Genomic DNA, 24,582 nt, shown 5'->3' with positions numbered 1-24,582 from the left:
CCAGGACGACGCGATGAACCGAGTGTTGTACCCAGGTACCTTCGACCCTATTACCAAGGGCCATGGCGATCTGGTCGAACGCGCCTCGCGCCTGTTCGATCACGTGATCATCGCCGTTGCCGCTAGCCCCAAGAAAAACCCGCTGTTTCCTCTGGAACAACGGGTAGAACTGGCGCGCGAGGTCACTAAACATCTGCCGAACGTTGAAGTCGTCGGCTTCTCGACGCTGCTGGCGCACTTCGCCAAAGAGAAGAACGCCAACGTGTTCCTGCGTGGATTGCGCGCAGTATCGGACTTCGAATACGAGTTCCAGCTGGCCAACATGAACCGCCAACTGGCACCGGATGTGGAAAGCCTGTTCCTTACCCCGTCCGAACGCTACTCGTTCATTTCCTCGACGCTGGTCCGTGAAATCGCAGCCTTGGGCGGCGATATCACCAAGTTCGTGCACCCTGTGGTGGCGGACGCACTGACCGAACGTTTCAAGAAGTAATATGCAGGAGCGAGCCTGCTCGCGATGGACGTCAACGATAGCGCGGGAAACCTGACACCCCGCGGCGTTCTCGGGTTCATCGCCAGCCGGCTGGCTCCTACAGTACGTCGCACCTGCGTGCATCGCAGGCGCCAATGCGGCACAATTGTGTGCATTGGTTTATTGCGCCCGGGCTTGCCGCCCCGGCTGGAGTTAGCATGTCCCTGATCATCACCGACGATTGCATCAACTGCGACGTCTGCGAACCCGAGTGCCCGAACGCCGCCATTTCCCAAGGCGAAGAGATCTACGTGATCGACCCGAACCTGTGCACCCAGTGTGTCGGCCACTACGACGAACCGCAGTGCCAGCAGGTCTGCCCGGTGGATTGCATTCCACTGGACGAAGCTCATCCGGAGACTGAAGAACAGTTGATGGAGAAGTACCGGAAAATTACCGGCAAGGCTTGAATGATGTAGCGCTCTTTCGGACCTCATCGTCGGAACGCCGCCCGGAGCAAGCTCGCTCCCACACTGGATCTGCGTTGCTCACAAATCCCCTGTGGGAGCGAGCTTGCTCGCGATGACGTCATCAGCCTCACTGAAGATCCAACTGACTTTCAGCTCTGACAACGCGGGCAAAAAACGCTGGCGCGCTGCCCGAGCTTCACTTCCCGCAGGCCCGTGCCACAGACCTTGCAGTGCTCACCGCCACGGCCGTACACGAACAGTTCCTGCTGGAAATAACCGGGCTGACCATCGCCACCGATAAAGTCCCGCAACGTGGTACCGCCACACTCGATGGCAGCCGCCAGGATGCGTTTGATCTCGATGGCCAGTTTCAAGTAACGCGCACGGGAAATGCTCCTGGCTTCGCGGCGCGGGTCGATCCCGGCGGCGAACAACGCTTCGGTCGCGTAGATATTGCCCACACCCACCACCACCGCGTTATCCATGATGAACGGCTTGACCGCTATCGAGCGGCCACGGGACTGCTGGAACAGACGCTCACCATCGAACAGGTCGGTCAGCGGCTCAGGCCCCAGGCGGATCAGCAATTCATGATTGAGCGGATCGAGACTCCAGAGCATTGCGCCGAAGCGCCGCGGGTCGGTGTAACGCAGCGCCAGGCCTGACTCCAGTTCGATGTCCACATGCTCATGCTTGGCCGCCGGCAGCCCGACCTCCACCAGACGCAAATTGCCTGACATGCCCAAATGACTGATCAAGGTGCCGACTTCGGCATTGATCAGCAGGTACTTGGCGCGCCGCTCCACCAATACGATGCGCTGCCCGGACAAGCGCACATCGAGGTCTTCGGGAATCGGCCAGCGCAAGCGCCGGTCACGCACGATCACCCGGCTCACACGCTGGCCTTCCAGGTACGGCGCGATGCCGCGACGGGTGGTTTCGACTTCTGGCAATTCAGGCATGGTGCTCTCGGCTCAGGCGCATGGCCTGGAAGGTTCCGACACTCAGCGATGAGTGCCGAGGTCGCGAATCGTCTGCTTGAGGGTCTCGAAGTCGTAGTCCGAGAGGCCGACATAATCGAGCACCAGCGGCGCGATGCTGTTCCACTCGTGATCTTCGGTCTGATTGCCCAGCACCCGGTACGACGCGCAAATATGCTCGGCCATCTTCAGGATTGCCAGCAGGTTCTTCATCGAACTGTTACGCGACGACTCATCGCTGAAGATCGCCAGGGCATTGTGGTGATTGGCAATCGCCGCGCTCACGTGCTCCGGCAGACGCCAGGATTTGGCCGTGTAATACCCGACCACCGAGTGATTGGTATTGAACACCTGGTTCTCCGTATCCACCACCCGGCACTCGGCACTGGCGTTGGCATAGGCCTGCTCCAGAACGCCCATGTAGTCGGGGAAACGCTGGAGCATCAGGGGCACGCCGCAGTCGTGGAACAGGCCCAGGGCATAGGCTTCGTCGCCATTTTCAACGCCGATGCGCTTGGCCAGGGTCAGGCAGGTCATGGCCACGTCCTGGGCGGTGTCCCAGAAACGGTTCAGGGTGACAATGGTGTCGTCATTCATCTCGCCCTTGATCGACTGCGCATTGATCAGGTTGATGACCGAGCGGCTGCCCAGCAGATTTACCGCGCGCTGGATCGAAGCAATCTTGTTGCTCAGCCCGTAATACGGCGAATTGACGATCTTCAGCAGGGAACCGGAAAGGCCCGGGTCCTGGGAGATCAGCCTGGCAATGACTTCCAGATCCGGGTCGGGCATGTACTGCTCCATCTGCAAATCCACCATGATTTGCGGCTGGGCCGGTACGCTGATGCCCTGCAGGGCTTGTTGGATCTGTTCGCAAGTCAGCTCTTGGGACATTTGTGCACACTCTGGGTCAGACGATGATTCTAACCTTTATGAAGTTGGATCCGACATACCAAATCGCAAGACAACCCTCGCCACATGTCCACTTGCAGGCCAATCCGGGGTCTCAACACGCTATACTCCCGCTCTTTTTTCCGGAGCGACGACATGTCCCTGCCTAGCCTGCGCCTCAAAGCCAACGCCGACCGTCGTCTGCGCAACGGTCACTTGTGGGTCTACAGCAACGAAATCGATGTAGCCGCTACACCTTTGCACGGTTTCAAGGCCGGCGACCAGGCGATCCTCGAAGCCGCCGGCGGCAAGCCGCTGGGTATCGTTGCCATGAGCCCGAACAACCTGATCTGCGCCCGACTGCTGTCGCGCGACATCAAGTTGCCGCTGGACAAATCGCTGCTGGTGCATCGCCTGAACGTGGCCCTGTCCCTGCGCGATCGCCTGTTCGACAAGCCGTTCTATCGCCTGGTCTACGGCGACTCCGACCTGCTGCCAGGCCTGGTGGTCGACCGTTTCGGCGACATCCTGGTGGTGCAGATCGCTTCGGCCACCATGGAAGCCCATAAAAACGACGTGATTGCAGCGCTGACCCAAGTACTCAAGCCAAGCGGCATCCTGTTCAAGAACGACTCCGCCGCCCGTGACGCCGAAGGCCTCACCCGCTACGTCGAAACCGTATTCGGCCTGGTGCCGGAGTGGGTTGCCCTCGAAGAGAACGGCGTGAAATTCGAAGCACCGGTCATCCAGGGTCAGAAAACCGGCTGGTTCTACGACCACCGCATGAACCGCGCACGCCTGGCACCCTATGCCAAAGGCAAACGCGTGCTCGACCTCTACAGCTACATCGGCGGCTGGGGCGTGCAGGCTGCCGCGTTCGGCGCCAGTGAAGTGTTCTGCGTCGACGCATCGGCCTTCGCCCTCGACGGCGTCGAGCGCAACGCCGCGCTGAACGGCTTTGCCGAGAAAATGACCTGCATCGAAGGCGACGTGTTCGAAGCCCTCAAAGAACTGAAAGCCAGCGAAGAGCGTTTCGACGTGATCGTGGCCGACCCGCCGGCGTTCATTAAACGCAAGAAAGACATGAAGAACGGCGAAGGCGCCTACCGCCGCCTGAACGAGCAAGCCATGCGCCTGCTCACCAAGGATGGCATCCTGGTCAGCGCCTCCTGCTCGATGCACCTGCCGGAAGACGACCTGCAGAACATCCTGCTGACCAGCGCCCGCCACCTGGACCGCAACATCCAGATGCTTGAGCGTGGCGGTCAGGGTCCGGATCATCCGGTGCACCCGGCTATCGCTGAAACCCGCTACATCAAGAGCATTACTTGCCGGTTGCTGCCTAACAGCTAAAACGCAAACCACTGTAGGAGCGAGCTCGCGATGGTCGTCAATGATAACGCTGGGTGCCTGACACCCAGCGGTGTTCTCGAATTCATCGCGAGCAATCGAGCGTCGACCGGCTGCTCCTACAGAGGTTTCCGGCATCAAAACAGGAAGCCTCCTATAGCGCTTTTGATTGAACTCCCCGCGCCCCAGACTAGTATCGGTTTCTGGTTTCAAGCATGAACACTTGATCACTCCGGAAAACAAAAACAATGTCTGAGTCCTCTTACCCAGCTCTAAGTGGCGACCTGAAACGCCAACGAATCTCCCGCTTTATCCTGATTACCAATATCTCGCTAATCAGTTTTTTCCCGCTGAACATCCTACTGCCTTCTTTTCCTGCCTTGGCCTCGAAGTTCGACAGCTCAACCGCTGACATCGCCCTTTCCATCAGCCTGTTCACGCTAGTTTTTGCGCTTTCTCAATTAATAACCGGCCCGCTTTCAGATAAGTGGGGGCGCAAGGAAGTTCTTCTTGGGTGCATCTTTGTTTCTACCCTCGGCTCGATAGGCTGCGCGCTGGCGACGGACTTCCCAAGCTTCCTGGCGTTTCGTGCAGTCCAAGCCATCGGGTGTGGTTTTTTTGTGCTGGGTCATGCACTGGTGGAGGATTTGTTCGATGAACAGGACAGGGCCCGGGTGCGCATTTATTACATGACGCTGAGCGGTTCCTTTGTTGCACTGGCACCGCTGTTAGGCTCTTGGCTACAAACCACTTTCGATTGGCAGGGTAGTTTTTATGGTTTTGCGCTCATGGCGCTCGGCATGCTGATCCATGCCCAACTGATACTGCCTTCCAAGGCAGCCCTCCCAGAAAAAACATCCGTTTCAGTCGTCCGTACGCTGAAATCCATCGCTGGGAATCAAGACTTCATCCGCTATTGGTGGATAGCCGCGTTAGTGTTCGCTTGTTATTTCGCGTTGATCAGCGTGACACCGCTGATTTTCATGGATGAGTTGAAACTGTCCGAGTACCAGTACGCGTGGGTACTCGTGGTGTATGGGGTCGCCTATTTCCTGGGTGGAGTCGTTGCTACCGCCGTGCAGAAACATATCTCCCTCTCTGTGCAAATCAACATCGGCCTCGGACTACTGGGTGCCGCCGGCCTGTTGTTGATGTTAATCATCCTTAATGAGGCGATGACAACCATCACCCTGCTCATACCGATGGCGATCAGCGCTCTGGCGGTCACCCTGGTACGGCCTGCCGCCATTTCCGCAGCCATGTTGCTGTTCTCAGACAGCGCAGGGACGGCAGCATCCGCAGGCAACAGCATCATGTTCATTACCGCCGCCGTCAGTAGCGCCGCCCTCGTACAAACCGGGGAAAATTTGCTGATGACCATTGCTGTCAGCTTCATCGCTTTCAGCTTCTGGGGCTTACTAACAAATGCTCGGATCGGATACTGACTGTAGGAGCGAGCTTGCTCGCGAAGACCGAATAGACACCGCGGATAACCAAACGCACCCGCGTTATCGTTGACGTTTTTCGCGAGCAGGCTCGCTCCTACAGGAGGCAGCGATACATTCAGAACCATTGTCGCCAGTACGTTCTATCCCTCTGCACCTAACGTTGTCTCTTCCAGCCATAGAAGAGGACAACGGAATGTCCAACACCCCGCATGCCCATCATTTACGCACCGGTCGCTACTCGGAAACCGGCCGGGTTTATTTGCTCACTGCTGTCACCCACCAGCGACAACCCATCTTCAAGGAGTGGCATATGGGTCGTATGGTGGTAAGCGAATTCAGGAAGGCATCCGAGGACGGCCAAGCCTCCTCTATTGCCTGGGTGGTCATGCCGGATCATTTTCACTGGCTGGTCGAGTTGCATAGCGGTGATTTACCGAAACTGATGCAAGCCACAAAATCTCGAAGCGCCCGCGCTATCAACAAGGCGAGAGGTTGTCACGAGACGCTATGGCAAAAAGGTTATTTTGACCGGGCGTTGCGTCGCGAGGACGATCTGAAAGCGATGGCCCGATACATCATTGCCAACCCATTGCGAGCAGGGCTAGTCGACCATTTCGGCGAATATCCGTTATGGGACGCCATCTGGCTCTGAAACGCAGCCAACTGTAGGAGCGAGCTTGCTCGCGATGGTCGTCAACGATAACGCTGGCGGCCTGACACCCCGCGGCGTTCTCTGGTTCATCGCGAGCTAGCTCGCTCCTACAAGGATTGCGCCTTTCCACACGTCTCGTGAATGCTTGCAGCCATTCCCTCCAGCCGCCAGCCGTGTAGAATCGCGAACATTCATCGCCAGTCATCCCCGGCGGGTTTATGAGCTCAAGCTGAAGCGCGCGGCGATCCCGCAAAGTTATCGGCAACTTCCGGACACGCGGCCATTTCTGGGTGTTCCAGACGTCAATAGAAGCTCACTTCCCTTTTGATACCTGATTAGCCGCCCGGAGTGCTTCATGCCTGATTACCGCTCGAAAACATCCACCCACGGCCGCAACATGGCCGGTGCCCGCGCACTGTGGCGCGCCACGGGGATGAAAGATGACGACTTCAAGAAGCCGATCATCGCCATTGCCAACTCGTTCACCCAGTTCGTACCGGGCCACGTCCACCTCAAGGACCTGGGCCAACTGGTCGCCCGCGAGATCGAACGCGCCGGCGGCGTGGCGAAGGAATTCAACACCATCGCTGTCGATGACGGCATCGCCATGGGCCACGACGGTATGCTCTATTCGCTGCCGAGCCGCGAGATCATCGCCGACTCCGTCGAGTACATGGTCAACGCCCACTGCGCCGACGCCATCGTCTGCATCTCCAACTGCGACAAGATCACCCCCGGGATGCTGATGGCGGCCCTGCGCCTGAACATCCCGGTGATCTTCGTCTCCGGCGGCCCGATGGAAGCCGGCAAGACCAAACTCGCTTCCCACGGCCTCGACCTGGTCGACGCCATGGTGATCGCCGCCGACTCCAGCGCTTCTGACGAGAAAGTCGCTGAGTACGAGCGCAGCGCCTGCCCGACCTGCGGTTCGTGCTCCGGCATGTTCACCGCCAACTCGATGAACTGCCTGGTCGAAGCCCTGGGTCTGGCATTGCCGGGCAACGGTTCGACCCTGGCCACCCACAGTGACCGCGAACAGCTGTTCCTGCAGGCCGGCCGCACCATCGTCGAGCTGTGCAAGCGTTACTACTTTGATAACGACGAGTCGGTCTTGCCGCGCAACATCGCGAACTTCCAGGCGTTCGAAAACGCCATGACCCTGGACATCGCCATGGGCGGTTCCACCAACACCATCCTGCACTTGCTGGCCGCTGCCCAGGAAGCCGAGATCGATTTCGACCTGCGCGACATCGACCGCCTGTCCCGTCACGTGCCGCAACTGTGCAAGGTCGCGCCGAACATCCAGAAGTACCACATGGAAGACGTGCACCGTGCCGGCGGGATCTTCAGCATCCTCGGTTCGCTGGCCCGTGGCGGCTTGCTGCACACCCAGCTGCCGACCGTGCATAGCCGCAGCATGGAAGAAGCCATCGCCAAGTGGGACATCACCCAGACCACCGACGAGGCCGTGCACCACTTCTTCAAGGCCGGTCCGGCGGGTATCCCGACGCAAACCGCGTTCAGCCAGTCGACCCGTTGGGAAACCCTGGACGACGACCGTGAAAACGGCTGCATCCGCAGTGTCGAGCATGCGTACTCGCAAGAAGGCGGCCTGGCCGTGCTCTACGGCAACATCGCCCTGGACGGCTGCGTGGTGAAAACCGCCGGTGTCGACGAGTCGATCCACGTGTTCGAAGGCAACGCGAAGATCTTCGAAAGCCAGGACAGCGCCGTGCGCGGCATCCTTGCTGACGAAGTGAAGGAAGGCGACATCGTCATCATTCGCTACGAAGGCCCGAAAGGCGGCCCGGGCATGCAGGAAATGCTCTACCCGACTTCGTACCTGAAATCCAAAGGCCTGGGCAAAGCCTGCGCCCTGCTCACCGACGGCCGTTTCTCCGGCGGCACCTCGGGCCTGTCCATCGGCCACGCTTCGCCTGAAGCGGCTGCCGGCGGCGCGATCGGACTGGTGCAGGACGGCGACAAAGTGCTGATCGACATTCCGAACCGCTCGATCAACCTGTTGGTCAGCGACGAAGAACTGGCTGCACGCCGGGTCGAGCAGGACAAGAAAGGCTGGAAACCGGTGGAAGTGCGTCCACGCAAAGTGACCACCGCGCTGAAAGCCTACGCCCTGCTGGCCACCAGTGCCGACAAGGGTGCGGTGCGTAACAAGGCGATGCTTGACGGGCTGTAAGGCTTAACCGTCGAACAAAAAATGCCCCGCCAAAGTGCGGGGCATTTTTATTTACGAAGCTTTCTGTAGGAGCGCGCTTGCTCGCGATGAACGCAAAGACACCGCGCTAAATCAGAAAGCACGCGTCATCGTTAACGACCATCGCGAGCAAGCTCGCTCCTACAGTAGTAATCCGGTCTTACTGGATGTCTTCAGGCTTGACGATCACCCAGTTCTTGTCAGCCGTCACCGTCAACCCTTCCTTGGCCTGGGCCGCGGCGTTCTTGGCCATCATGCCGTTGATCTGGGTCATGTACTTGTCCTTGCGGTTGACCCACAGGTGGATGCCGCCCTTGGCCACGTCAACGCTGTGAAACAGCATGTAACCATCGCTGCTCGGGGTATCGCCGCCGACCAGCACCGGTTTTTTCCATTCATCGATGTAGGTCAGGATCGCCGCCTGTTTGCCGGCCATCCAGGTTGCCGGGGTCCACAGGTATGGGGTCAGTTCGAGGCCGAGGTTGGCCTTCTCGTCATATTTGCCGGCGGTGACCTGCTTGCGCGCGGTGGTCAGTTCGCCAGTCTTCGGATCCTTGAGCAGCAGCGACACGCCGATCACGTTCTGCGGTTTGACGTTGTAGCCATACTTCGGATCGGCCGCGACCATGCGCACCAGCTCTTCGGAGGCGGCGGTCATCACGTAGACCTCGATGCCATTCTCCATCAGTTTGTTGTACAGCTCTTGCTGGCCGGTGAAGATCTTCGGCGGGTTGACGTCGAGTTTCTTGACCACGTCGCCTTCGTAATAAGTGGCCGGCACAGGTTTGCCCGACGCCATCATCTCGTCGACGTAGCCCTTGAGTTCCTTGAGCGTAAAGCCGGAGAACACTTGGGCGACCCATGGATAGCAAACCATGTCGTCGACTTCGCAGAGGCGGTAGTAGTAGCTGAACAGGCTTTCCTTGTGGTCGGCGGTGTCCTTGAACGGCATCAGTTTCAGGGAGGGATCGAGCTTGTCGCGGGTGATCAGGCCCTTGTTCTCCATGAACGGCAGCAACGACTCTTCGAGGTCGTAGCGGTAACTGGTGTTGTCCATGTCGAACACCGCGTAGTTACCCTTGTTGGCGTTGGCGGCGATCATCGCGTCCAGCGCCTTGGCCTGATCGGCGGGCCAGTGTTTCAGATCCGTTGCGAGAACCTGGCCGGCGAGGCCGAGGCAAAGTGCTGCAGCCAGCAATTTCGGTGCGAACTTCATTGGCTTTCTCCCTGAATATGAAAGAGATCGACGCTAACAAATAAGTGTGACAGTCCCCGCCTGTCAGCGACCGCGCACGTCCCTTTCGCGCCAGCTGCATTTCTGACAGCGACATCCGCTTATTCCAAAAGCGACGGAAACCATGCGTTTTTGATATTAATTCATTAGTTTTCAAGCTGTTAGGCTTACCGGTCCGCAGCTACCCCGGATGGTAGCTGGCACAAGTCTCACTCGGAGCTCTCATGAATCTGCCGCTGATTCTCAATCTGCTGGTGTTCCTCGCCCTGCTCTTCGGTCTGGCGCAAACCCGCCACACCACTTGGAGCCTGGCGAAAAAAGTCCTGCTCGCACTGGTGCTGGGCGTGGCGTTCGGTGTGGCGCTGCACACTGTCTACGGTGCCGGCAACCCGGTACTCAAAGCCTCGATCGGCTGGTTCGATCTGGTAGGCAACGGTTATGTGCAACTGCTGCAAATGATCGTGATCCCGCTGGTGTTCGCCTCGATCCTCAGCGCCGTGGCCCGCCTGCACAATGCCTCGTCGCTGGGCAAGATCAGCTTCCTGACCATCGGCACGCTGCTGCTCACCACGGCCATCGCGGCGCTGATCGGCATTAGCCTGACCAACCTGTTCGGCCTGACCGCCGAAGGCCTGGTGGCTGGCACCCAGGAAATGGCGCGCCTGCAAACCATCCAGTCCGACTATGCCGGCAAGGTCGCGGATTTGAATGTGCCGCAGCTGTTGCTGTCGTTCATTCCGCAAAACCCGTTCGCCGATCTGGCGCGGGCCAAGCCGACGTCGATCATCAGCGTGGTGATTTTCGCGGCGTTCCTGGGTGTCGCGGCGCTGCAATTGCTCAAGGATGATGTCGAAAAAGGTCAGAAAGTGATCAACGCCATCGACACCCTGCAAGCCTGGGTGATGCGCCTGGTGCGCCTGGTGATGAAGCTGACCCCGTACGGCGTATTGGCGCTGATGACCAAAGTGGTCGCCGGTTCCAACCTGCAAGACATCATCAAGCTCGGCAGTTTCGTGGTGGTGTCCTACATGGGCCTGGGCCTGATGTTTGTGGTGCATGGCTTGCTGGTGTCGGCCGCCGGGATCAATCCGCTGCGCTTCTTCCGCAAGATCTGGCCGGTGCTGACGTTTGCCTTCACCAGCCGCTCCAGCGCTGCGACGATTCCGTTGAGCATCGAGGCGCAGACCAGTCGCCTGGGCATTCCGCAGTCCATCGCCAGTTTCGCTGCGTCGTTTGGCGCAACCATTGGCCAGAACGGTTGCGCCGGCCTGTACCCGGCGATGCTGGCAGTGATGGTGGCGCCGACCGTGGGCATCAACCCGCTGGACCCGCTGTGGATCGCGACACTGGTGGCGATTGTCACGCTGAGTTCGGCCGGTGTGGCTGGTGTCGGTGGCGGCGCGACCTTTGCCGCGTTGATCGTGCTGCCGGCGATGGGCTTGCCGGTGTCACTGGTGGCGCTGCTGATTTCGGTCGAGCCGTTGATTGATATGGGGCGTACGGCGTTGAACGTCAGTGGGTCGATGACGGCGGGGGCGATTACCAGTCAGGTGATGCAGCAGACGGATAAAGAGTTGCTGGATGCGGATGAGCATTCGGCGTTGGCGCAGGCTTAAGCGGCACCGATAGACCGCTATCGCCAGCAGGCTGGCTCCCACAGGGATTTTGGGTGTTCACACAATCTGTGTTTCACCTCTAACCCACTGTGGGAGCCAGCCTGCTGGCGATGCTTTTAAGCCTTTTCCCAGACTTCGAAGTTGTACGCCGGCTTGTCGCCTTCCGCCGGATTCGGCACATCCGACACCAGCTTCCACTGGTTCAAATCAAACTCCGGAAACCACGCATCCCCTTCCGGGCTCAGCGCCACGCGGGTCAGGTACAACCGATCGGCCTGCGCCAGCCCTTGCGCATACAACTGCGCACCACCGATTAGCATCAACTCATCAACGCCCTGTTCCTTCGCCCATGCTTCGGCGCGAACGACGGCGGCCTCCAGCGACGGATAAACCTCCGCGCCTTCCAGCACCAGATCCGCCTGACGGCTGACCACGATGTTCAAGCGGCCGGGCAACGGACGACCGAGGGAATCCCAGGTCTTGCGCCCCATGATGATCGGCTTGCCGAGCGTGGTGGCCTTGAAATATTTGAAGTCCCCCGGCAGGTGCCAGGGCATGCTGTTGTCGACGCCGATCACACGGTTTTCACCGAGGGCTGCGATCAGGCTGAGGGGGAGTGATTTAGTCATGCCGGCGAGGATACCAGAGCCTCGCTTTCGCCGATAAGCGCCACAACGGTTATGCTCACAGCTCATTTAAGCGACGGGATGCCGCGTGACTGAACTGAATAACCTCTGGCTGACAGAAACCATCCGCCTGCGCGAAGAACACGCAGGCCCTCTGGAGGATCTCGAAGCCAACCGACTGGCCCGCAGCGCCGGCGGCGATTTGCCGTCGCGCATTCAACGCCGGGCCCTGTGGCTGGCCGAGCGCGATGGCCTGGCCGATGCCCTCAAGCACTGGCTGCAAGGCGCGCGACTGGCGCTGATCGTCATGGCGGTGCTGGCGGTGGTCAGCGGCGCCGGCCTGGCCTTTGCTGCAATGGGCGACGGCCTGCACCCGGTGAATGTGTTCTGGGCCTTGGGCAGCCTGCTCGGGCTCAATCTGATCCTGCTGCTGAGCTGGGCCCTGGGCCTGGTGTTTGCCGGCGAACACGGCGCCAGCCTCGGGCGACTGTGGCTGTGGCTAAGTGAAAAACTCGCCCGGGATGCCAAGGCCGCGCAACTGGCGCCGGCCCTGCTGCTGTTGCTGCAACGGCAGAATCTCAATCGCTGGACCATCGGCGTGCTGGTCAACAGCCTGTGGTTGCTGGCGATGCTCAGCGCCTTGGTGATCCTGCTGACGTTGATGGCGACCCGACGCTACGGCTTCGTCTGGGAAACCACGATCCTCAGTGCCGACACCTTTATCGCCGTCACTCAAGCGCTGGGTGCGCTTCCGACCCTGCTCGGTTTCAGCGTGCCGACCGAGGAAATGATCCGTGCCAGCGGCGATGCGGCATTGAACATCGAAAGCGCCCGTCAGGCCTGGGCCGCATGGCTGGTGGGGGTGCTGCTGGTCTACGGCGTATTGCCGCGCCTGCTGCTCGCGCTGTTTTGCCTGTGGCGCTGGAAGACCGGGCAAACAGCACTGCGTCTGGACTTGAACCTGCCCGGCTACGCGCAACTGCGCGAACGCTTGATGCCCACCAGCGAACGTCTCGGCATCAGCGATGCGGCGCCTGAGCAACTGCATCGCGTGGAAAGCGGTGTCACCGAGCAGCAAAGCGACGGCGCGCTGTTGGTCGCCATCGAGCTGGACGACGACCGCCCGTGGCCACCGCAATTACCGAACAACGTCAGCAACGCGGGCATTCTCGACAGCCGCGAATCACGGCACAAACTCCTCGAACAACTGAGCCGCTTTCCCCCCGCGCGCCTGGCCATTGCGTGCGATCCACGGCGCTCGCCGGATCGCGGCAGCCTGGCCTTGATTGCCGAACTGGCCCGCAGCGCCAGCGCCACCCGTGTGTGGTTGTTGCAGGCGCCCCCCGGTGAAGCGCTGGACGCAGAACGTCTGGGCGACTGGCACGTGGCGCTTCAACAGCATGAGTTGCCGTTTGCCGATTGTGCACCGATGAACTGGCTGGAGACGGGTCATGACTAACCCCCTGAAACTCGCCATCGTCGGCCACACCAACGTCGGCAAAACCTCGTTGTTGCGCACCCTGACCCGCGACGTCGGCTTCGGTGAGGTGTCCCATCGCCCCAGCACCACGCGGCATGTCGAGGGCGCACGGTTGTCGGTGGACGGCGAGCCCTTGCTCGATCTCTACGACACCCCCGGCCTGGAAGACGCCATCGCCCTGCTCGACTACCTCGAACGCCTGGAACGTCCCGGCGAACGGCTCGACGGCCCGGCGCGGCTGGCGCGTTTTCTGGAGGGCAGCGAAGCCCGACAACGCTTCGAACAGGAAGCCAAGGTGCTGCGCCAGTTGCTGGCATCGGATGCCGGGCTCTATGTGATCGACGCCCGGGAGCCGGTGCTGGCCAAGTATCGCGACGAGCTGGAAGTGCTGGCCAGTTGCGGCAAACCCTTGCTGCCGGTGCTGAATTTTGTCAGCAGCGCCAACCATCGCGAACCGGCATGGCGTGAAGCGCTGGCGCGGCTGGGCTTGCATGCCCTGGTGCGCTTCGACAGTGTCGCGCCGCCGGAGGATGGCGAGCGTCGACTCTATGAAAGCCTCGCCCTGCTGCTGGAGTCAGCCCGGCCGCAACTCGAACGCCTGATCGCCGATCAGCAAGCCCAGCGTCTGGCCCGCCAACAAAGCGCAGAGCGATTGATTGCCGAATTGTTGATCGATTGCGCGGCTTGCCGACGCAGCGTGGCCAGTGAAGCAGAGCAGGAACAACAGGCGATCAGCGAACTGCGCAAAGCCGTGCGCCAGCGTGAGCAGCGTTGCGTCGAGGCCCTGCTCAAGCTTTACGCCTTCCGCTCGAAGGATGCCGCCGCCAGTGATTTGCCACTGCTAGATGGCCGTTGGGGCGATGACCTGTTCAACCCGGAAACCCTCAAGCAACTGGGCGTGCGCGTCGGTGGAGGGATCGCTGCCGGCGCGGCTGCCGGGGCCGGGGTCGATTTGCTGGTGGGTGGCATCACCCTGGGCGCAGCGGCATTGGCCGGAGCGATTGCCGGCGGCGCCCTGCAAACCGCCCGCAGCTATGGCAGTCGCTTGCTCGGCAAGCTCAAGGGCCAGCGCGAACTGACGGTGGATGACAACGTGCTGCGGCTGTTGGCTCTGCGCCAGCGGCAGTTGCTGCAAGCACTCAATGCCCGTGGGCATGCGGCGATGGACAGCATTCAAGTGGCCACTCCACAGGATAAGACCTGGCGCGAAGGCAAACTGCCTGAGGTGCTGATCAAGGCGCGGGCGCATCCGCAGTGGTCATCGCTCAATCCGCATCCGAAGTTGAATCAGGGGGAGCGGCAGGAGCAGGTTGAGGTGTTGGCGCAGCAGCTTTAGTGGCCTGACCGGCCTCTTCGCGAGCAGGCTCGCTCCTACAGTGGTTTCGCAGTGAACACAGAATCTGTGGTCGCCACAGCTCCTTTGTGGGAGCGAGCCTGCTCGCGAAGGCCGCACCTCGGTTCAAAGGCTTTACGCCGCCAACAACCGCACCGCCTTGCCCTTCAACACCGCCAGATCAATCACCGGCACATGCATCTCTTTCGCCAGTTCATCCCACTGGCGCATGCGCAGACTCACCGCACACAGCGGGTCCTGCTCGAACACCTGCGCCTCTTCAGCCGTCATCACCCCGCCCTGATACTCCAGGGTACGACGACTGGCTTCGCTCAAGCGCTCGTAGTACCCGGGTTCTTTGAACGTCAGGTAACGCTTGGCTTGCACGTGGTATTCGACCAGCCGTGCCATGCGCTCGCTGAAGCCGGCGCGGCGCAGGTAGTCGGCGCCGAGCCGCTCATGGCTGACCACACCGAAGCCACCCATGTTCTCCGCACTTTCGGCGCAGATATGCCCGATATCATGAAAGAACGCCGCCAGCACCACTTCATCGTCGAAGCCTTCGGCCATGGCCAATTGCGCCGCCTGGGACATGTGCTCGATCTGCGATACCGGTTCGCCGATGTAATCGCTGTCACCAAAACGCTCGTACAAACCGAACACCTCGGCAATCACTTGCTCGTTACGCGCCATCAGATTTCCCCCAATAAGGTGGCAACGTTGCGTTCAGCCATCGCCGGCCCGACGCTCATGCCGACACCGGTGTGCATCAACGCCACGCCCAGGCCCTTTGCCGGGCGCAGGAACGAGAACGGTCCCGGCCCCCGTGAACCATAGACGCCCTGCCAGCGTTCGACCACTTGCACCTTGCAGCCCAGGGTCTGCTCGGCCAGCTCGATCATCCAGTCGTCGACCTGCTCGGCATTGAAGGGTGACGGATCGCTGCCGTAATGGTGCGAATCACCGATGATCAATTCGCCATGGGGTGTCGGGCTGATCAGCAGGTGGATGCCGTTTTCATGCAGGTGCGGCGCGTACTGCAGGATTTCTGCCTGTACCGCCGCGGCCTCCGGCAAGTCGGCGAAGGCGCCGTAGTGCACGCAGCTCAAACCGGTGAGCAACGCGTGTTGTAGGTTGAGATTGATGTGCGAGCGGGCGCGGAGCATTTGCAGGCGGCAGATTTGCGGCTCGAGTTCGGCGATCTGCTCGGCCAGCAACGTCTGATAATCGTGGCCGGAGCAGACGATGATCTGCTCTGCACTGAAGCTGCCGGCGGTGCTGTGCAGACGGCCCGGTTCGATATCACGGACCAGGGTGGAAAAGTGAAACTTGACGCCCAGGTCGCGGCGCAGGAAATCGATCAGCGCCGGAACCGCTTCGCGGGAATACAGCTGCTGGTCGTCCATGCCGTGCAACGCCGCACGGTGATGGCGGAACTGACCGCCGTACAAATCGCGTAACGCGGCGCCGCGCAGCAGGTCGACGCGGTAACCGTGCTCCACCGCGCGACCTTCGCAGAAGGCTTCCAGCAACTGTTCTTCCGCCTCGGTGCGGGCGAACAGATACGAGCCATTGCGTTTGAGTTGCAGACCGGCGAGCTGCGCCCAGTCGCCCCAGATTGCGCGACTGGCGCGGGCCAGCTCCAGCATCGGACCGGGTGGTTGGCCGGTGACCAGTGCCTGGCCGAAGTTGCGCACCGAAGCGCCGACAGGCGTTTCGCTGCGCTCGAAAACCGTGACCTTCAAACCGCGTTTTGCGGCGGCATACGCGTGGGACAAACCCAGGATCCCGGCGCCGACGATCAGCATGTCGTTGTGTTGTGTCATGGAGTCTTGTCCTGAATTCGATACCGCTTTCGCGAGCAGGCTCGCTCCCACAGGAAAATGCATTCCAATGTGGGAGCGAGCCTGCTCGCGATGAGGCCCTGTCAGCCGATAAAGACCTTACTTGGCCGCCACTTTCTCGGACTTGCCGTCATAGCGCTTGCGCCATTCGGTCAGGATCTCGTCGCGGTTCTTCGAAGCCCAGGCGAAGTCGTTCTTGATCAGGCGCTGCTCGTAGTCGGCCGGCAGTTCGGTCTGCGGCTTGGCGATGCCAGGCTGAGCGAGCACGGCGAAGTTTTCCTTGTAGAGTTCCATCGCCTCGGGGCTGGCGGAGAAGTCAGCCAGTTTCTTCGCCGCTTCTTCGTGGGCAGTACCCTTGATCACGGCAGTCGCTTCGATCTCCCAGCCCAAACCTTCCTTCGGCAGGATGATGTCCAGCGGTGCGCCCTGGCGTTTCAGCTGAACGGCCGGGTATTCGAAAGAGATACCGATCGGGAATTCGCCAGCCGCCGCCAGTTTGCAAGGCTTGGAACCGGAGTGAACGTACTGGCCGATGTTCTGGTGCAGGCCGTCCATGTACGCCCAGCCCTGCTTCTCGCCGAAGGTTTGCAGCCAGGCGCTGACGTCGAGGAAACCGGTGCCGGACGAGGCCGGGTTCGGCATGACGATCTTGCCTTTGTACTCAGGCTTGGTCAGGTCCTGCCAGCTCACGGGCTTGGTCAGGCCCTGCTTTTCGGCTTCGACGGTGTTGAAGCAAATGGTCGCGGCCCAAACGTCCATGCCGACCCAGGCTGGCGGGCTGGCGGCGTCACGGTAGTGGGTGCCGATCTTGCCCAGGTCTTTCGGTGCGTAGCTTTGCAGCATGCCTTGCTGGTCGAGAATCGCCAGGCTGGAAGCGGCCAGGCCCCACACGGCGTCAGCCTGCGGACGGGCTTTTTCGGCCAGCAGTTTGGCGGTGATGATGCCGGTGGAGTCACGCACCCACTTGATTTCGACGTCCGGATTGGCTTTTTCGAACGCTTCTTTATAGGTCTTCAGTTGTTCGGCTTCGAGGGCGGTGTACACCGTCAACTCGGTTTTCGCCGCAAAGGCGTTCAGGCTGAAAGCGGTGAGGACAGCAGCGGCCAGGGCCATAGGCTTGAACATGATCTTTTCCTGTTTTTTGAGTTGAGGGGTTGTGCAGATTCAATGACCGGGCGCGGTCTGCCGCCAGGCCTGGGAGCGGCGCAGCAAACCGCGCGAGGCCCAGGCCAGCAGCAGGGACACGCCCGCCGAGGTAATCAGGATCAGGGTCGACATCGCTGCCGCACCGCCGACGTTGCCGGCGTCGTCCATGTTCAGCACCGCCACCGCCGCGAGGATGGTGTCGGGGCTGTAGAGGAAGATCGCCGCCGAAACGGTGGTCATGGCCGAGACGAACAGGTAGCGCACGATGTCCAGCAGCGCCGGCAGGCAGATCGGCACGGTGACCCGCAGGTAGTGGCGGTAGAGCGGCGCCTTGAGCGACAGCGCGGCGGCTTCGAACTCGGCGTCGAGTTGACGCAGCGCGGTGGTGGCGGTCATTTGTGCGGTGGTCAAATAGTGAGCAATGGTGCAGACGATCAGCAGCGTCATGGTCCCGTAGAGCACATGCAGCGGGTTGCCGGAGAGATTGAAGAAGAAGACGTAACCCAAACCCAGCACCAGGCCCGGCACCGCCATCGGTACGAAACTGAGCATGCGCAGCGTCAGATTCAGGCCGCGCTGGCCCTTGGTCTTTTCCATCAGGTAGGCGCCAGTGAAGATCAGAATGCTGCCGATCAACGCCGTGCCCAGGGCCATCTTCAGGCTATTGCCGTAGGCCAGCCAGCCACCGCCGGCGGTTTCGTTGAACTGGTAATGGTTGAGCGACAGCGACAGGTTGTACGGCCAGAACTTCACCAGGGACGAGAACACCGCCATGCCGAACACCAGCAGCAACGCGGCGCAGATCAGCAGGACGATGGCCAGGTAGCAACCGTCGCGCAGCTTCGACGGCGCGGGTTTGAACACTTGGGCGCGACCGCTCATGGAATCGCCGTGGCGTCGACGCAACCAGGCATCGACCCCGAAACTGAAGAGTGCCGGCAGCAACAGCACCATGCCGATCAGCGCCCCGCGACCGAACTGTTGCTGACCCACCACCGCCTTGTAGGCCTCCAGCGCCAGCACTTGATAGTCGCCACCGACCACCACCGGCACACCGAAGTCAGTGATGGTCAGGGTGAACACCAGGCAGAACGCAGCGAACACAGCCTGACGGGTCGCCGGCCAGGTGATGCTGCGGAAAGCTTTCGCAGGACTCGCGCCCATGCTGGAGGCGGCATCGAAAAGTCGCGCATCCGCCAGGGACAGGGCCGACAGAAGAATCATCAAGGCATGCGGGAAGGTGTAGATGACTTCGCCGAGCACAATGCCCCAGAAGCCGTAGATGTTGTCCGAGAGCAGGCCACGCAGCATGCCCTGGTTGCCGAACAGGTAAACCAGCGCGATACCGGGCAGCATTGATGGCGCCATCAATGGCAGCAGCGAGATGCCTCGCCAGATACCTTTGGCCGGAATCAAGGTGCGTTGCAGCGCGTAGGCAAACAGGTAGGCCAGCGGTACGACAATGGCCGCTACGCTGAGGGAAACCTTCAGGCTGTTGCCGAGCAACCAATGGAAGTTCTCGCTGGTCACCAGCTCTTTCGCCGCGACCCAGCCACCGCCCTGCCCGGCTTCGGCGCTGAAGCCGCGCCAGAAAATCGCCAGCAACGGCATCAATACGGCAACACCCAACAACACCAGCATGAGGACTTTGCCGCCGACCACGAACAACCGGTCACCGACTTCGGCGCGAGAGGTCTGCCGAACCTGCTTGTGCGGAATCGGCAGCGCAATGTTCGCGCTCATCAGGCAAACACCTGCAGGCTGCGCGGCGGCAAGGCGACCATGATCTGCTGGCCGCCAAGGCGCGGCATGGCTTCCGGCGCCAGTTCCGCCAACAGTGCGTGGCCCGGCAATTGATCGAGTTCGAAGCTCATGCGGCAGCGGTTGCCGAGGAAGGTGATTTCGCGAACCTTGGCCGGGAACAGGTTTTCCTCGTGCACCAGCGGATTGACGTTGATCGCTTCCGGACGGCAGAACAAACGGCCCGACGCGGTCTTGGCACTGCCTTCGGCCAGACGCATGTTCATCCCGCCAACCTGGGCGTGGCTGTCGCTGCTGCGCTGGAACGGCAACCAGTTGCCCTGGCCGACGAACTCCGCCACGAATGGCGTGGCCGGACGGTTGTAGATTTCCTGCGGCGTGGCGTACTGCTCGACCTTGCCGTTGTTCATCACGGCGATGCGGTCGGCCATCAGCATGGCCTCGTCCTGATTGTGGGTGACCATCAGGGTGGTGATGCCGAGGTTGCGTTGCAGCTGGCGCAATTCGGTGCACAGATGCTCGCGCACCCTGGCATCGAGGGCCGACATCGGCTCGTCCAGCAGCAACAACGAAGGTGCCGGGGCCAGGGCGCGAGCCAGTGCAACCCGCTGCTGCTGGCCGCCGGACAATTGACCGGGGTACTTTTTCTCGCTGCCGGTCAGGCCAACCAGTTCCAGCATTTGACCGACCCGGCGACGCACTTCGTCACGACCGCTGCCGGCGAGGCCGTAGGCAATGTTCGCTTCGACGGTGAGATTGGGGAACAACGCGTAGGACTGAAACAGAATGCCGTAGTCCCGCGCCTGGGGCGCCAAGTGTGAAACGTCGCGATCACCCAGGTACAACTCGCCGCTGTCCTGCTTCTCCAGACCGGCGATGCAGCGCAGCAGGGTGGTTTTGCCACAGCCCGACGGGCCCAGCAGACACACCAGCTCACCGGCCGCCACGTCGAGGGAAACGTTGTCCAGCGCCGTGAATGCGCCGAAGCGTTTCTGTACGCCGCGCACCTTCATTGGTGCGCCGGGGTTGGTCAGGGCAGTTGCGATCGGGTTGTTCATGGACGGACCTCATCTGGCAGATGGGGCCATCCTAGGGTTGTAATGAGTCCGTCATGTGGCAGTAAGGCAAAAACTGCCGATAGTGGTATTCGGGATTTTTGGTTATTCCTGTGCTGGCGGGTCTACCGCCATCGCGAGCAGGCTCGCTCCTACAGGGGAATGCGGTCAACTGTAGGAGCGAGCCTGCTCGCGATGAGGCCGGGACAGGCAAAGAAGATCTCAGGCCGGAGCCATTTCCTGCGCCAACCCCAGAAACGCCGCCGGCAGTCGCGCGTTTTTGCGCTCCTTGAGGCAGTACAGGTACTCGGGAATCTGTGGCGCATTCTCGATGGTCAGCACCCGCAGCTGCGGATCATGGGGCACTTCCTGACGGGCAATGATGCTGATGCCGATGTTGCGCAGCACTGCTTCGCGGATCGATTCGCGGCTGCCGATTTCCAGCAGCGGGCCGAAACACACTCCGGCGCTGGCCAGCAACTCTTCGGTCAAGCGACGGGTGGTCGAGCCCGGTTCGCGCATCAGCAGGGTATGCCCGGCCAAGGCGCCGAGCGGCACGTGATCGTGAATCGCCAGTGGATGATTGCGATGCACCGCCAGCACCAGCGGATCGCTGCCGAGCACCCGGCGAACCAGTCGTGCGTCATCGAGCAATTGCGACGACGCCGCGACATCGACCCGGTAATCCTCCAGCGCTTCGAGCACCTGTTGGGAGTTGCCGATTTCCACCGAAACCTCAACCTGCGGCAGACGTTCGCGGAAGGTTTTCACCAGGTCGAGGATGTAATACGGTGCCGTGGCGGCTATTCGTAACGTGCCCTGGACCTGGCCGCAGTTACGCAGGAAAAACTCGATGTCGGCTTCCTGCTGCATCAGCGCCTTGACCATCGGCAGCAACCGCGCGCCCTCCTCGCTGACGCTGAGACGCCGGCCGCCACGGTAGAACAGTTCGACCGAGTACTGACTTTCGAGGTTGCGGATCTGCGTCGTCACCGTCGGCTGGCTCAGGCCGAGCTTTTTGGCCGCCTGGGTAATGCTGCCCAGGCGGGCCACCATGTAAAACGCCTTAAGCTCCGCACTCAGCACAACCGTCCCTCATCCTTTACTTGCGCAGCAGGCGCAAACCGTTGAACACCACCAGCAGACTCACGCCCATGTCGGCGAACACTGCCATCCACATGGTAGCGACCCCGGCGAAGGTTACCCCAAGAAAGATCGCCTTGATGACCAAAGCCAGGGCGATGTTCTGTTTGAGGATGCTCGACGTCTGCCGAGACAGGCGAATGAATGCCGGGATTTTGCGCAGATCGTCGTCCATCAGGGCGACATCGGCGGTTTCGATCGCGGTATCGGTGCCCGCGGCGGCCATGGCGAAACCGATCTCGGAACGCGCCAGCGCCGGGGCGTCGTTGATGCCATCGCCGACCATGCCGACCCGATGCCCTTGGGTATAAAGAGCCTCGACAGCCTGCAGCTTGTCGCCGGGCAAAAGGTCACCCCTGGCCTCGTCGATACCGACTTGCGCGGCAATGACCTGCGCGGTGTGGACGTTATCGCCGGTGAGCATCAGGGTCTTGATGCCCAGGTCATGCAACTGCCGGATAGCCTCGCGGCTCGACTCCTTTACCGTGTCCGCCACGGCAAACAGCGCCAACGGGCCAGACGAATCAAGCAGCAGCACCACCGACTTGCCCTGCTTTTCCAGAGCAAACAGCTTTTCTTCCAGCGCCGGCGAACACAGGCCCAGATCCTCCACCAGTCGATGGTTGCCCAGATGGTAGAGCTGGCCGTTGATCTCGCCGCGCACCCCGCGCCCGCCCAGCGCTTCGAAGTTATCCACAACCAGCGTCGCGGTCTGGTTATCCACAGCCGCTTTGGCGATGGCCAGAGAAACCGGGTGATCCGAGCGCCCGGCCAACGCGGCGGCAATGGCGGGCGCCGAGTCGTCGGCGGTCGGGTCCAGTGACAGGTAATCAGTCTGCACCGGTTTGCCGTGAGTGATGGTGCCGGTTTTGTCCAGGGCCAGGTAGTCGAGCTTGTAACCGCCCTCCAGGTAGACACCGCCCTTGACCAGAATGCCTTTGCGCGCCGCCGCCGCGAGGCCGCTGACGATCGTCACCGGCGTGGAAATCACCAGCGCACATGGGCAGGCCACCACCAGCAGCACCAGCGCCCGGTAGATCCAGTCGAACCACAGCTCGCCCATCAACAATGGCGGAATCACCGCCACGGCCAGGGCCAGGACGAACACCGCCGGGGTGTAGATTTTCGAGAAACTGTCGACGAAGCGCTGGGTCGGCGCCCGCGCGCCCTGAGCCTGCTCGACGGCGTGGATGATGCGGGCCAGGGTTGAGTTGTCGGCCGCAGCGGTCACCCCGTACTCCAGGGAACCGGCCTGATTGATGGTGCCGGCGAAGACTTTGTCGCCGACAGTTTTTTCCACTGGCAAGCTCTCACCAGTGATTGGCGCCTGATCGATGGTCGAGCGACCGGACAGCACTTCACCGTCCAGGCCGATACGCTCGCCGGGGCGCACCCGTACCCGCGCACCGAGCCCGATGTTTTTGACATCCTGCGCAAGCCAGCTCCCGTCAGCCTGTAACACCGTTGCCGTGTCCGGGGTCATCTGCATCAAGCCGCTGATGGCATTGCGTGCACGATCAAGTGACTTGGCCTCGATCAACTCGGCTACGGTGAACAGGAACATCACCATTGCCGCTTCCGGCCACTGGCCGATCAGCACCGCGCCGGTCACGGCAATGCTCATCAGGGCGTTGATGTTCAGGTTGCGGTTTTTAAGGGCGATCCAGCCTTTTTTGTAAGTGCCGAGGCCACCACTGAGGATCGAGACCAGCGCGACAACCGCCACCACCCAGTTCGGCGCGAAACCGGTGAAGTGGATAACTTCTGCCAGTAAGGCACCAACACCGGACAGTGCCAAGGGCCACCACGGCTTTTTCCGGGGCGCCGGCGTCGGAGTTTCAGCACCCTGGTCCAGCGGTTCGGCCTGCATGCCCAAGGACTTGATGGCCTCGACGATCGGCTCGACTCCGGGCAAATCGTGGGTCACGCCGAGCACCCGATTAATCAGATTGAACTCCAACTGGTGCACGCCGGTCAGTTTGCTTAGCTTGTTCTGGATCAGCGTCTGTTCGGTTGGACAGTCCATCGCCTCGATGCGAAAACTGCTCAGTCGGGCCCCGGGCGTCGGCGATCCGCTCAGTTTCACCAGTGCAGGCGCTGCCGCTTTAGATGAGCAACAGGCGTCGCCGTGACTGCCATGGTCATGTTTTTGCACGGGTTTGAGCTTGTGGCCGTGCTCGTGTTCAGCCCCGGGTTTGTGGGAGTGCAGGGAATCGCTCATTGGTTGCGTCCATAAGAGTGCCTGTTGCCAAGTAAAGACCCTGTAGCCACTATAGGGTCAAGCACCCTTTCTGGAGTTTTGGAGATTGGCGTCATGAAAATTGGAGAGTTGGCAAAACTCACGGACTGCGCCGTGGAAACGATCCGCTACTACGAGCGCGAGAGCCTTCTGCCGGAACCGGCCCGCAGTGACGGCAATTATCGCGTCTATACCCAGGCCCACGCCGAGCGCCTGACCTTCATCCGCAACTGTCGCACCCTCGACATGACGCTCGAAGAAATCCGCAGCCTGCTGGCGTTTCGCGACAGTCCGCAGGACCAGTGCGAAAGCGTCAACGCTTTGATCGACGAACACATCCACCATGTCAAGGCGCGGATCGACGGCTTGCTGGCCTTGCAGACGCAGCTGCTCGACCTGCGCCAACGCTGCGGCGAGGGGCCGGGGGTCGATCAATGCGGGATTTTGCAGCGGCTGGAAGTGAGCGGCGGGGTGGTGGCGACGGAGGTGGAACATTCACATGTGGGCCGTAGTCACGGCCACTAAGAACACCACCTACCCCTGTAGGAGCGAGCCTGCTCGCGATGAACTCAAAGGCGACGCGTTTTTTAAGACAATACGCGTCATCGTTCACGTCCATCGCGAGCA

General features: G+C 61.0%; 21 protein-coding genes. 10 read left to right on the top strand and 11 right to left on the bottom strand.

Features of this window, described 5'->3' with window-relative positions; genetic code table 11:
- Positions 1 to 13: 13 nt before the first annotated feature.
- Both coaD and ACM6J5_RS24625 read left to right on the top strand, forming a co-directional pair.
- A complete protein-coding gene (gene coaD, locus ACM6J5_RS24630; RefSeq protein WP_046039203.1) occupies positions 14 to 493 on the top strand; it encodes a pantetheine-phosphate adenylyltransferase in 480 nt (159 codons plus the stop codon).
- Positions 494 to 690: 197 nt separating this feature from the next.
- Positions 691 to 942, top strand: coding sequence for a YfhL family 4Fe-4S dicluster ferredoxin (locus tag ACM6J5_RS24625; protein WP_003195146.1), 252 nt, complete (start codon positions 691 to 693; stop codon positions 940 to 942).
- Positions 943 to 1,091: 149 nt separating this feature from the next.
- Here the strand turns inward: ACM6J5_RS24625 and mutM are convergent, their stop codons facing one another.
- Positions 1,092 to 1,904: a bifunctional DNA-formamidopyrimidine glycosylase/DNA-(apurinic or apyrimidinic site) lyase gene (gene mutM, locus ACM6J5_RS24620; RefSeq protein WP_223456647.1), complete on the bottom strand. Its 813-nt coding sequence runs from the start codon at positions 1,902 to 1,904 to the stop codon at positions 1,092 to 1,094.
- 42 nt (positions 1,905 to 1,946) lie between these two features.
- The gene (locus ACM6J5_RS24615; protein WP_414929512.1) at positions 1,947 to 2,816 is read right to left on the bottom strand and encodes an HDOD domain-containing protein; all 870 of its coding nucleotides are present in this window, start codon (positions 2,814 to 2,816) and stop codon (positions 1,947 to 1,949) included.
- Between the two features lie 153 nt (positions 2,817 to 2,969).
- Between ACM6J5_RS24615 and ACM6J5_RS24610 the strand changes: the two genes are divergently transcribed.
- The 4 genes from ACM6J5_RS24610 (at position 2,970) to ilvD (ending at position 8,460) form a co-directional block, all read left to right on the top strand.
- Positions 2,970 to 4,166 (top strand): class I SAM-dependent rRNA methyltransferase, encoded by a 1,197-nt coding sequence (locus tag ACM6J5_RS24610; RefSeq protein ID WP_414929511.1) that lies wholly within the window; start codon positions 2,970 to 2,972, stop codon positions 4,164 to 4,166.
- A 245-nt stretch (positions 4,167 to 4,411) separates the two neighbouring features.
- Positions 4,412 to 5,608, top strand: coding sequence for an MFS transporter (locus ACM6J5_RS24605; RefSeq protein WP_414929510.1), 1,197 nt, complete (start codon positions 4,412 to 4,414; stop codon positions 5,606 to 5,608).
- Positions 5,609 to 5,804: 196 nt separating this feature from the next.
- Positions 5,805 to 6,263: an REP-associated tyrosine transposase gene (locus ACM6J5_RS24600; protein ID WP_414929509.1), complete on the top strand. Its 459-nt coding sequence runs from the start codon at positions 5,805 to 5,807 to the stop codon at positions 6,261 to 6,263.
- A gap of 355 nt (positions 6,264 to 6,618) precedes the next feature.
- The gene (gene ilvD, locus ACM6J5_RS24595) at positions 6,619 to 8,460 is read left to right on the top strand and encodes a dihydroxy-acid dehydratase (protein ID WP_414929508.1); all 1,842 of its coding nucleotides are present in this window, start codon (positions 6,619 to 6,621) and stop codon (positions 8,458 to 8,460) included.
- Between the two features lie 178 nt (positions 8,461 to 8,638).
- Here the strand turns inward: ilvD and ACM6J5_RS24590 are convergent, their stop codons facing one another.
- Positions 8,639 to 9,694, bottom strand: coding sequence for a phosphorylcholine phosphatase (locus ACM6J5_RS24590; RefSeq protein ID WP_095945314.1), 1,056 nt, complete (start codon positions 9,692 to 9,694; stop codon positions 8,639 to 8,641).
- Positions 9,695 to 9,936: 242 nt separating this feature from the next.
- Here ACM6J5_RS24590 and ACM6J5_RS24585 point away from each other — a divergent pair, with 242 nt between their 5' ends.
- On the top strand, positions 9,937 to 11,328 hold the full coding sequence (locus tag ACM6J5_RS24585; RefSeq protein WP_150672101.1) for an L-cystine transporter: 1,392 nt from the start codon (positions 9,937 to 9,939) through the stop codon (positions 11,326 to 11,328).
- A 116-nt stretch (positions 11,329 to 11,444) separates the two neighbouring features.
- Here the strand turns inward: ACM6J5_RS24585 and ACM6J5_RS24580 are convergent, their stop codons facing one another.
- On the bottom strand, positions 11,445 to 11,957 hold the full coding sequence (locus tag ACM6J5_RS24580; protein WP_277532756.1) for a dihydrofolate reductase: 513 nt from the start codon (positions 11,955 to 11,957) through the stop codon (positions 11,445 to 11,447).
- Positions 11,958 to 12,042: 85 nt separating this feature from the next.
- On the opposite strand from ACM6J5_RS24580, the gene ACM6J5_RS24575 reads away from it, so the two are divergent.
- Positions 12,043 to 13,413 (top strand): DUF2868 domain-containing protein, encoded by a 1,371-nt coding sequence (locus tag ACM6J5_RS24575; RefSeq protein WP_414929507.1) that lies wholly within the window; start codon positions 12,043 to 12,045, stop codon positions 13,411 to 13,413.
- Positions 13,406 to 14,770, top strand: coding sequence for a GTPase/DUF3482 domain-containing protein (locus ACM6J5_RS24570; RefSeq protein ID WP_414929506.1), 1,365 nt, complete (start codon positions 13,406 to 13,408; stop codon positions 14,768 to 14,770). Before ACM6J5_RS24575 ends, ACM6J5_RS24570 begins: the two co-directional genes overlap by 8 nt.
- Positions 14,771 to 14,902: 132 nt before the next feature.
- Here ACM6J5_RS24570 and ACM6J5_RS24565 read toward each other — a convergent pair whose 3' ends face one another.
- From ACM6J5_RS24565 to ACM6J5_RS24535, 7 genes are all read right to left on the bottom strand, one after another.
- On the bottom strand, positions 14,903 to 15,460 hold the full coding sequence (locus tag ACM6J5_RS24565) for a phosphonate degradation HD-domain oxygenase (protein WP_414929505.1): 558 nt from the start codon (positions 15,458 to 15,460) through the stop codon (positions 14,903 to 14,905).
- Entirely contained in the window at positions 15,460 to 16,593 is a 1,134-nt protein-coding gene (locus ACM6J5_RS24560) for a TIGR03364 family FAD-dependent oxidoreductase (RefSeq protein ID WP_414929504.1), read from the bottom strand. Before ACM6J5_RS24560 ends, ACM6J5_RS24565 begins: the two co-directional genes overlap by 1 nt.
- 117 nt (positions 16,594 to 16,710) lie before the next feature.
- Positions 16,711 to 17,736 carry a putative 2-aminoethylphosphonate ABC transporter substrate-binding protein gene (locus tag ACM6J5_RS24555; protein WP_150672107.1) on the bottom strand — a complete coding sequence of 342 codons (1,026 nt, stop codon included), beginning with the start codon at positions 17,734 to 17,736 and terminating at the stop codon, positions 16,711 to 16,713.
- Between the two features lie 39 nt (positions 17,737 to 17,775).
- Positions 17,776 to 19,500 carry a putative 2-aminoethylphosphonate ABC transporter permease subunit gene (locus tag ACM6J5_RS24550; protein WP_095945322.1) on the bottom strand — a complete coding sequence of 575 codons (1,725 nt, stop codon included), beginning with the start codon at positions 19,498 to 19,500 and terminating at the stop codon, positions 17,776 to 17,778.
- A complete protein-coding gene (locus ACM6J5_RS24545) occupies positions 19,500 to 20,576 on the bottom strand; it encodes a putative 2-aminoethylphosphonate ABC transporter ATP-binding protein (protein ID WP_414929503.1) in 1,077 nt (358 codons plus the stop codon). The genes ACM6J5_RS24550 and ACM6J5_RS24545 overlap by 1 nt, the downstream gene beginning before the upstream one ends.
- Before the next feature lie 219 nt (positions 20,577 to 20,795).
- Complete coding sequence (locus tag ACM6J5_RS24540) at positions 20,796 to 21,659, bottom strand: LysR family transcriptional regulator (protein WP_414929502.1); 864 nt, start codon at positions 21,657 to 21,659, stop codon at positions 20,796 to 20,798.
- A gap of 16 nt (positions 21,660 to 21,675) precedes the next feature.
- Positions 21,676 to 23,937, bottom strand: coding sequence for a heavy metal translocating P-type ATPase (locus tag ACM6J5_RS24535; RefSeq protein ID WP_414929501.1), 2,262 nt, complete (start codon positions 23,935 to 23,937; stop codon positions 21,676 to 21,678).
- Between the two features lie 93 nt (positions 23,938 to 24,030).
- On the opposite strand from ACM6J5_RS24535, the gene cadR reads away from it, so the two are divergent.
- Positions 24,031 to 24,480 (top strand): Cd(II)/Pb(II)-responsive transcriptional regulator, encoded by a 450-nt coding sequence (cadR, locus tag ACM6J5_RS24530; protein ID WP_095945326.1) that lies wholly within the window; start codon positions 24,031 to 24,033, stop codon positions 24,478 to 24,480.
- Positions 24,481 to 24,582 lie beyond the last annotated feature (102 nt).

The organism is Pseudomonas sp. IT-P74 (assembly GCF_949768175.1).
In the GTDB taxonomy this organism is placed as follows: Bacteria; Pseudomonadota; Gammaproteobacteria; order Pseudomonadales; family Pseudomonadaceae; genus Aquipseudomonas.
This window is presented reverse-complemented; position numbering and strand designations above follow the sequence as displayed.

What these genes read in the sequence shown, in the direction of transcription:
- ACM6J5_RS24550 (WP_095945322.1), bottom strand. Translation starts at nt 19,500, where the DNA reads ATGAGCGCGAACATTGCGCTGCCGATTCCGCACAAGCAGGTTCGGCAG.
- ACM6J5_RS24545 (WP_414929503.1), bottom strand. Translation starts at nt 20,576, where the DNA reads ATGAACAACCCGATCGCAACTGCCCTGACCAACCCCGGCGCACCAATG.
- ACM6J5_RS24565 (WP_414929505.1), bottom strand. Translation starts at nt 15,460, where the DNA reads ATGGCGCGTAACGAGCAAGTGATTGCCGAGGTGTTCGGTTTGTACGAG.
- ACM6J5_RS24610 (WP_414929511.1), top strand. Translation starts at nt 2,970, where the DNA reads ATGTCCCTGCCTAGCCTGCGCCTCAAAGCCAACGCCGACCGTCGTCTG.
- coaD (WP_046039203.1), top strand. Translation starts at nt 14, where the DNA reads ATGAACCGAGTGTTGTACCCAGGTACCTTCGACCCTATTACCAAGGGC.
- ACM6J5_RS24555 (WP_150672107.1), bottom strand. Translation starts at nt 17,736, where the DNA reads ATGTTCAAGCCTATGGCCCTGGCCGCTGCTGTCCTCACCGCTTTCAGC.
- ACM6J5_RS24560 (WP_414929504.1), bottom strand. Translation starts at nt 16,593, where the DNA reads ATGACACAACACAACGACATGCTGATCGTCGGCGCCGGGATCCTGGGT.
- ACM6J5_RS24585 (WP_150672101.1), top strand. Translation starts at nt 9,937, where the DNA reads ATGAATCTGCCGCTGATTCTCAATCTGCTGGTGTTCCTCGCCCTGCTC.
- ACM6J5_RS24535 (WP_414929501.1), bottom strand. Translation starts at nt 23,937, where the DNA reads ATGAGCGATTCCCTGCACTCCCACAAACCCGGGGCTGAACACGAGCAC.
- ACM6J5_RS24570 (WP_414929506.1), top strand. Translation starts at nt 13,406, where the DNA reads ATGACTAACCCCCTGAAACTCGCCATCGTCGGCCACACCAACGTCGGC.
- ACM6J5_RS24580 (WP_277532756.1), bottom strand. Translation starts at nt 11,957, where the DNA reads ATGACTAAATCACTCCCCCTCAGCCTGATCGCAGCCCTCGGTGAAAAC.
- ACM6J5_RS24615 (WP_414929512.1), bottom strand. Translation starts at nt 2,816, where the DNA reads ATGTCCCAAGAGCTGACTTGCGAACAGATCCAACAAGCCCTGCAGGGC.
- ACM6J5_RS24590 (WP_095945314.1), bottom strand. Translation starts at nt 9,694, where the DNA reads ATGAAGTTCGCACCGAAATTGCTGGCTGCAGCACTTTGCCTCGGCCTC.
- ACM6J5_RS24605 (WP_414929510.1), top strand. Translation starts at nt 4,412, where the DNA reads ATGTCTGAGTCCTCTTACCCAGCTCTAAGTGGCGACCTGAAACGCCAA.
- ACM6J5_RS24600 (WP_414929509.1), top strand. Translation starts at nt 5,805, where the DNA reads ATGTCCAACACCCCGCATGCCCATCATTTACGCACCGGTCGCTACTCG.
- ilvD (WP_414929508.1), top strand. Translation starts at nt 6,619, where the DNA reads ATGCCTGATTACCGCTCGAAAACATCCACCCACGGCCGCAACATGGCC.
- mutM (WP_223456647.1), bottom strand. Translation starts at nt 1,904, where the DNA reads ATGCCTGAATTGCCAGAAGTCGAAACCACCCGTCGCGGCATCGCGCCG.
- cadR (WP_095945326.1), top strand. Translation starts at nt 24,031, where the DNA reads ATGAAAATTGGAGAGTTGGCAAAACTCACGGACTGCGCCGTGGAAACG.
- ACM6J5_RS24625 (WP_003195146.1), top strand. Translation starts at nt 691, where the DNA reads ATGTCCCTGATCATCACCGACGATTGCATCAACTGCGACGTCTGCGAA.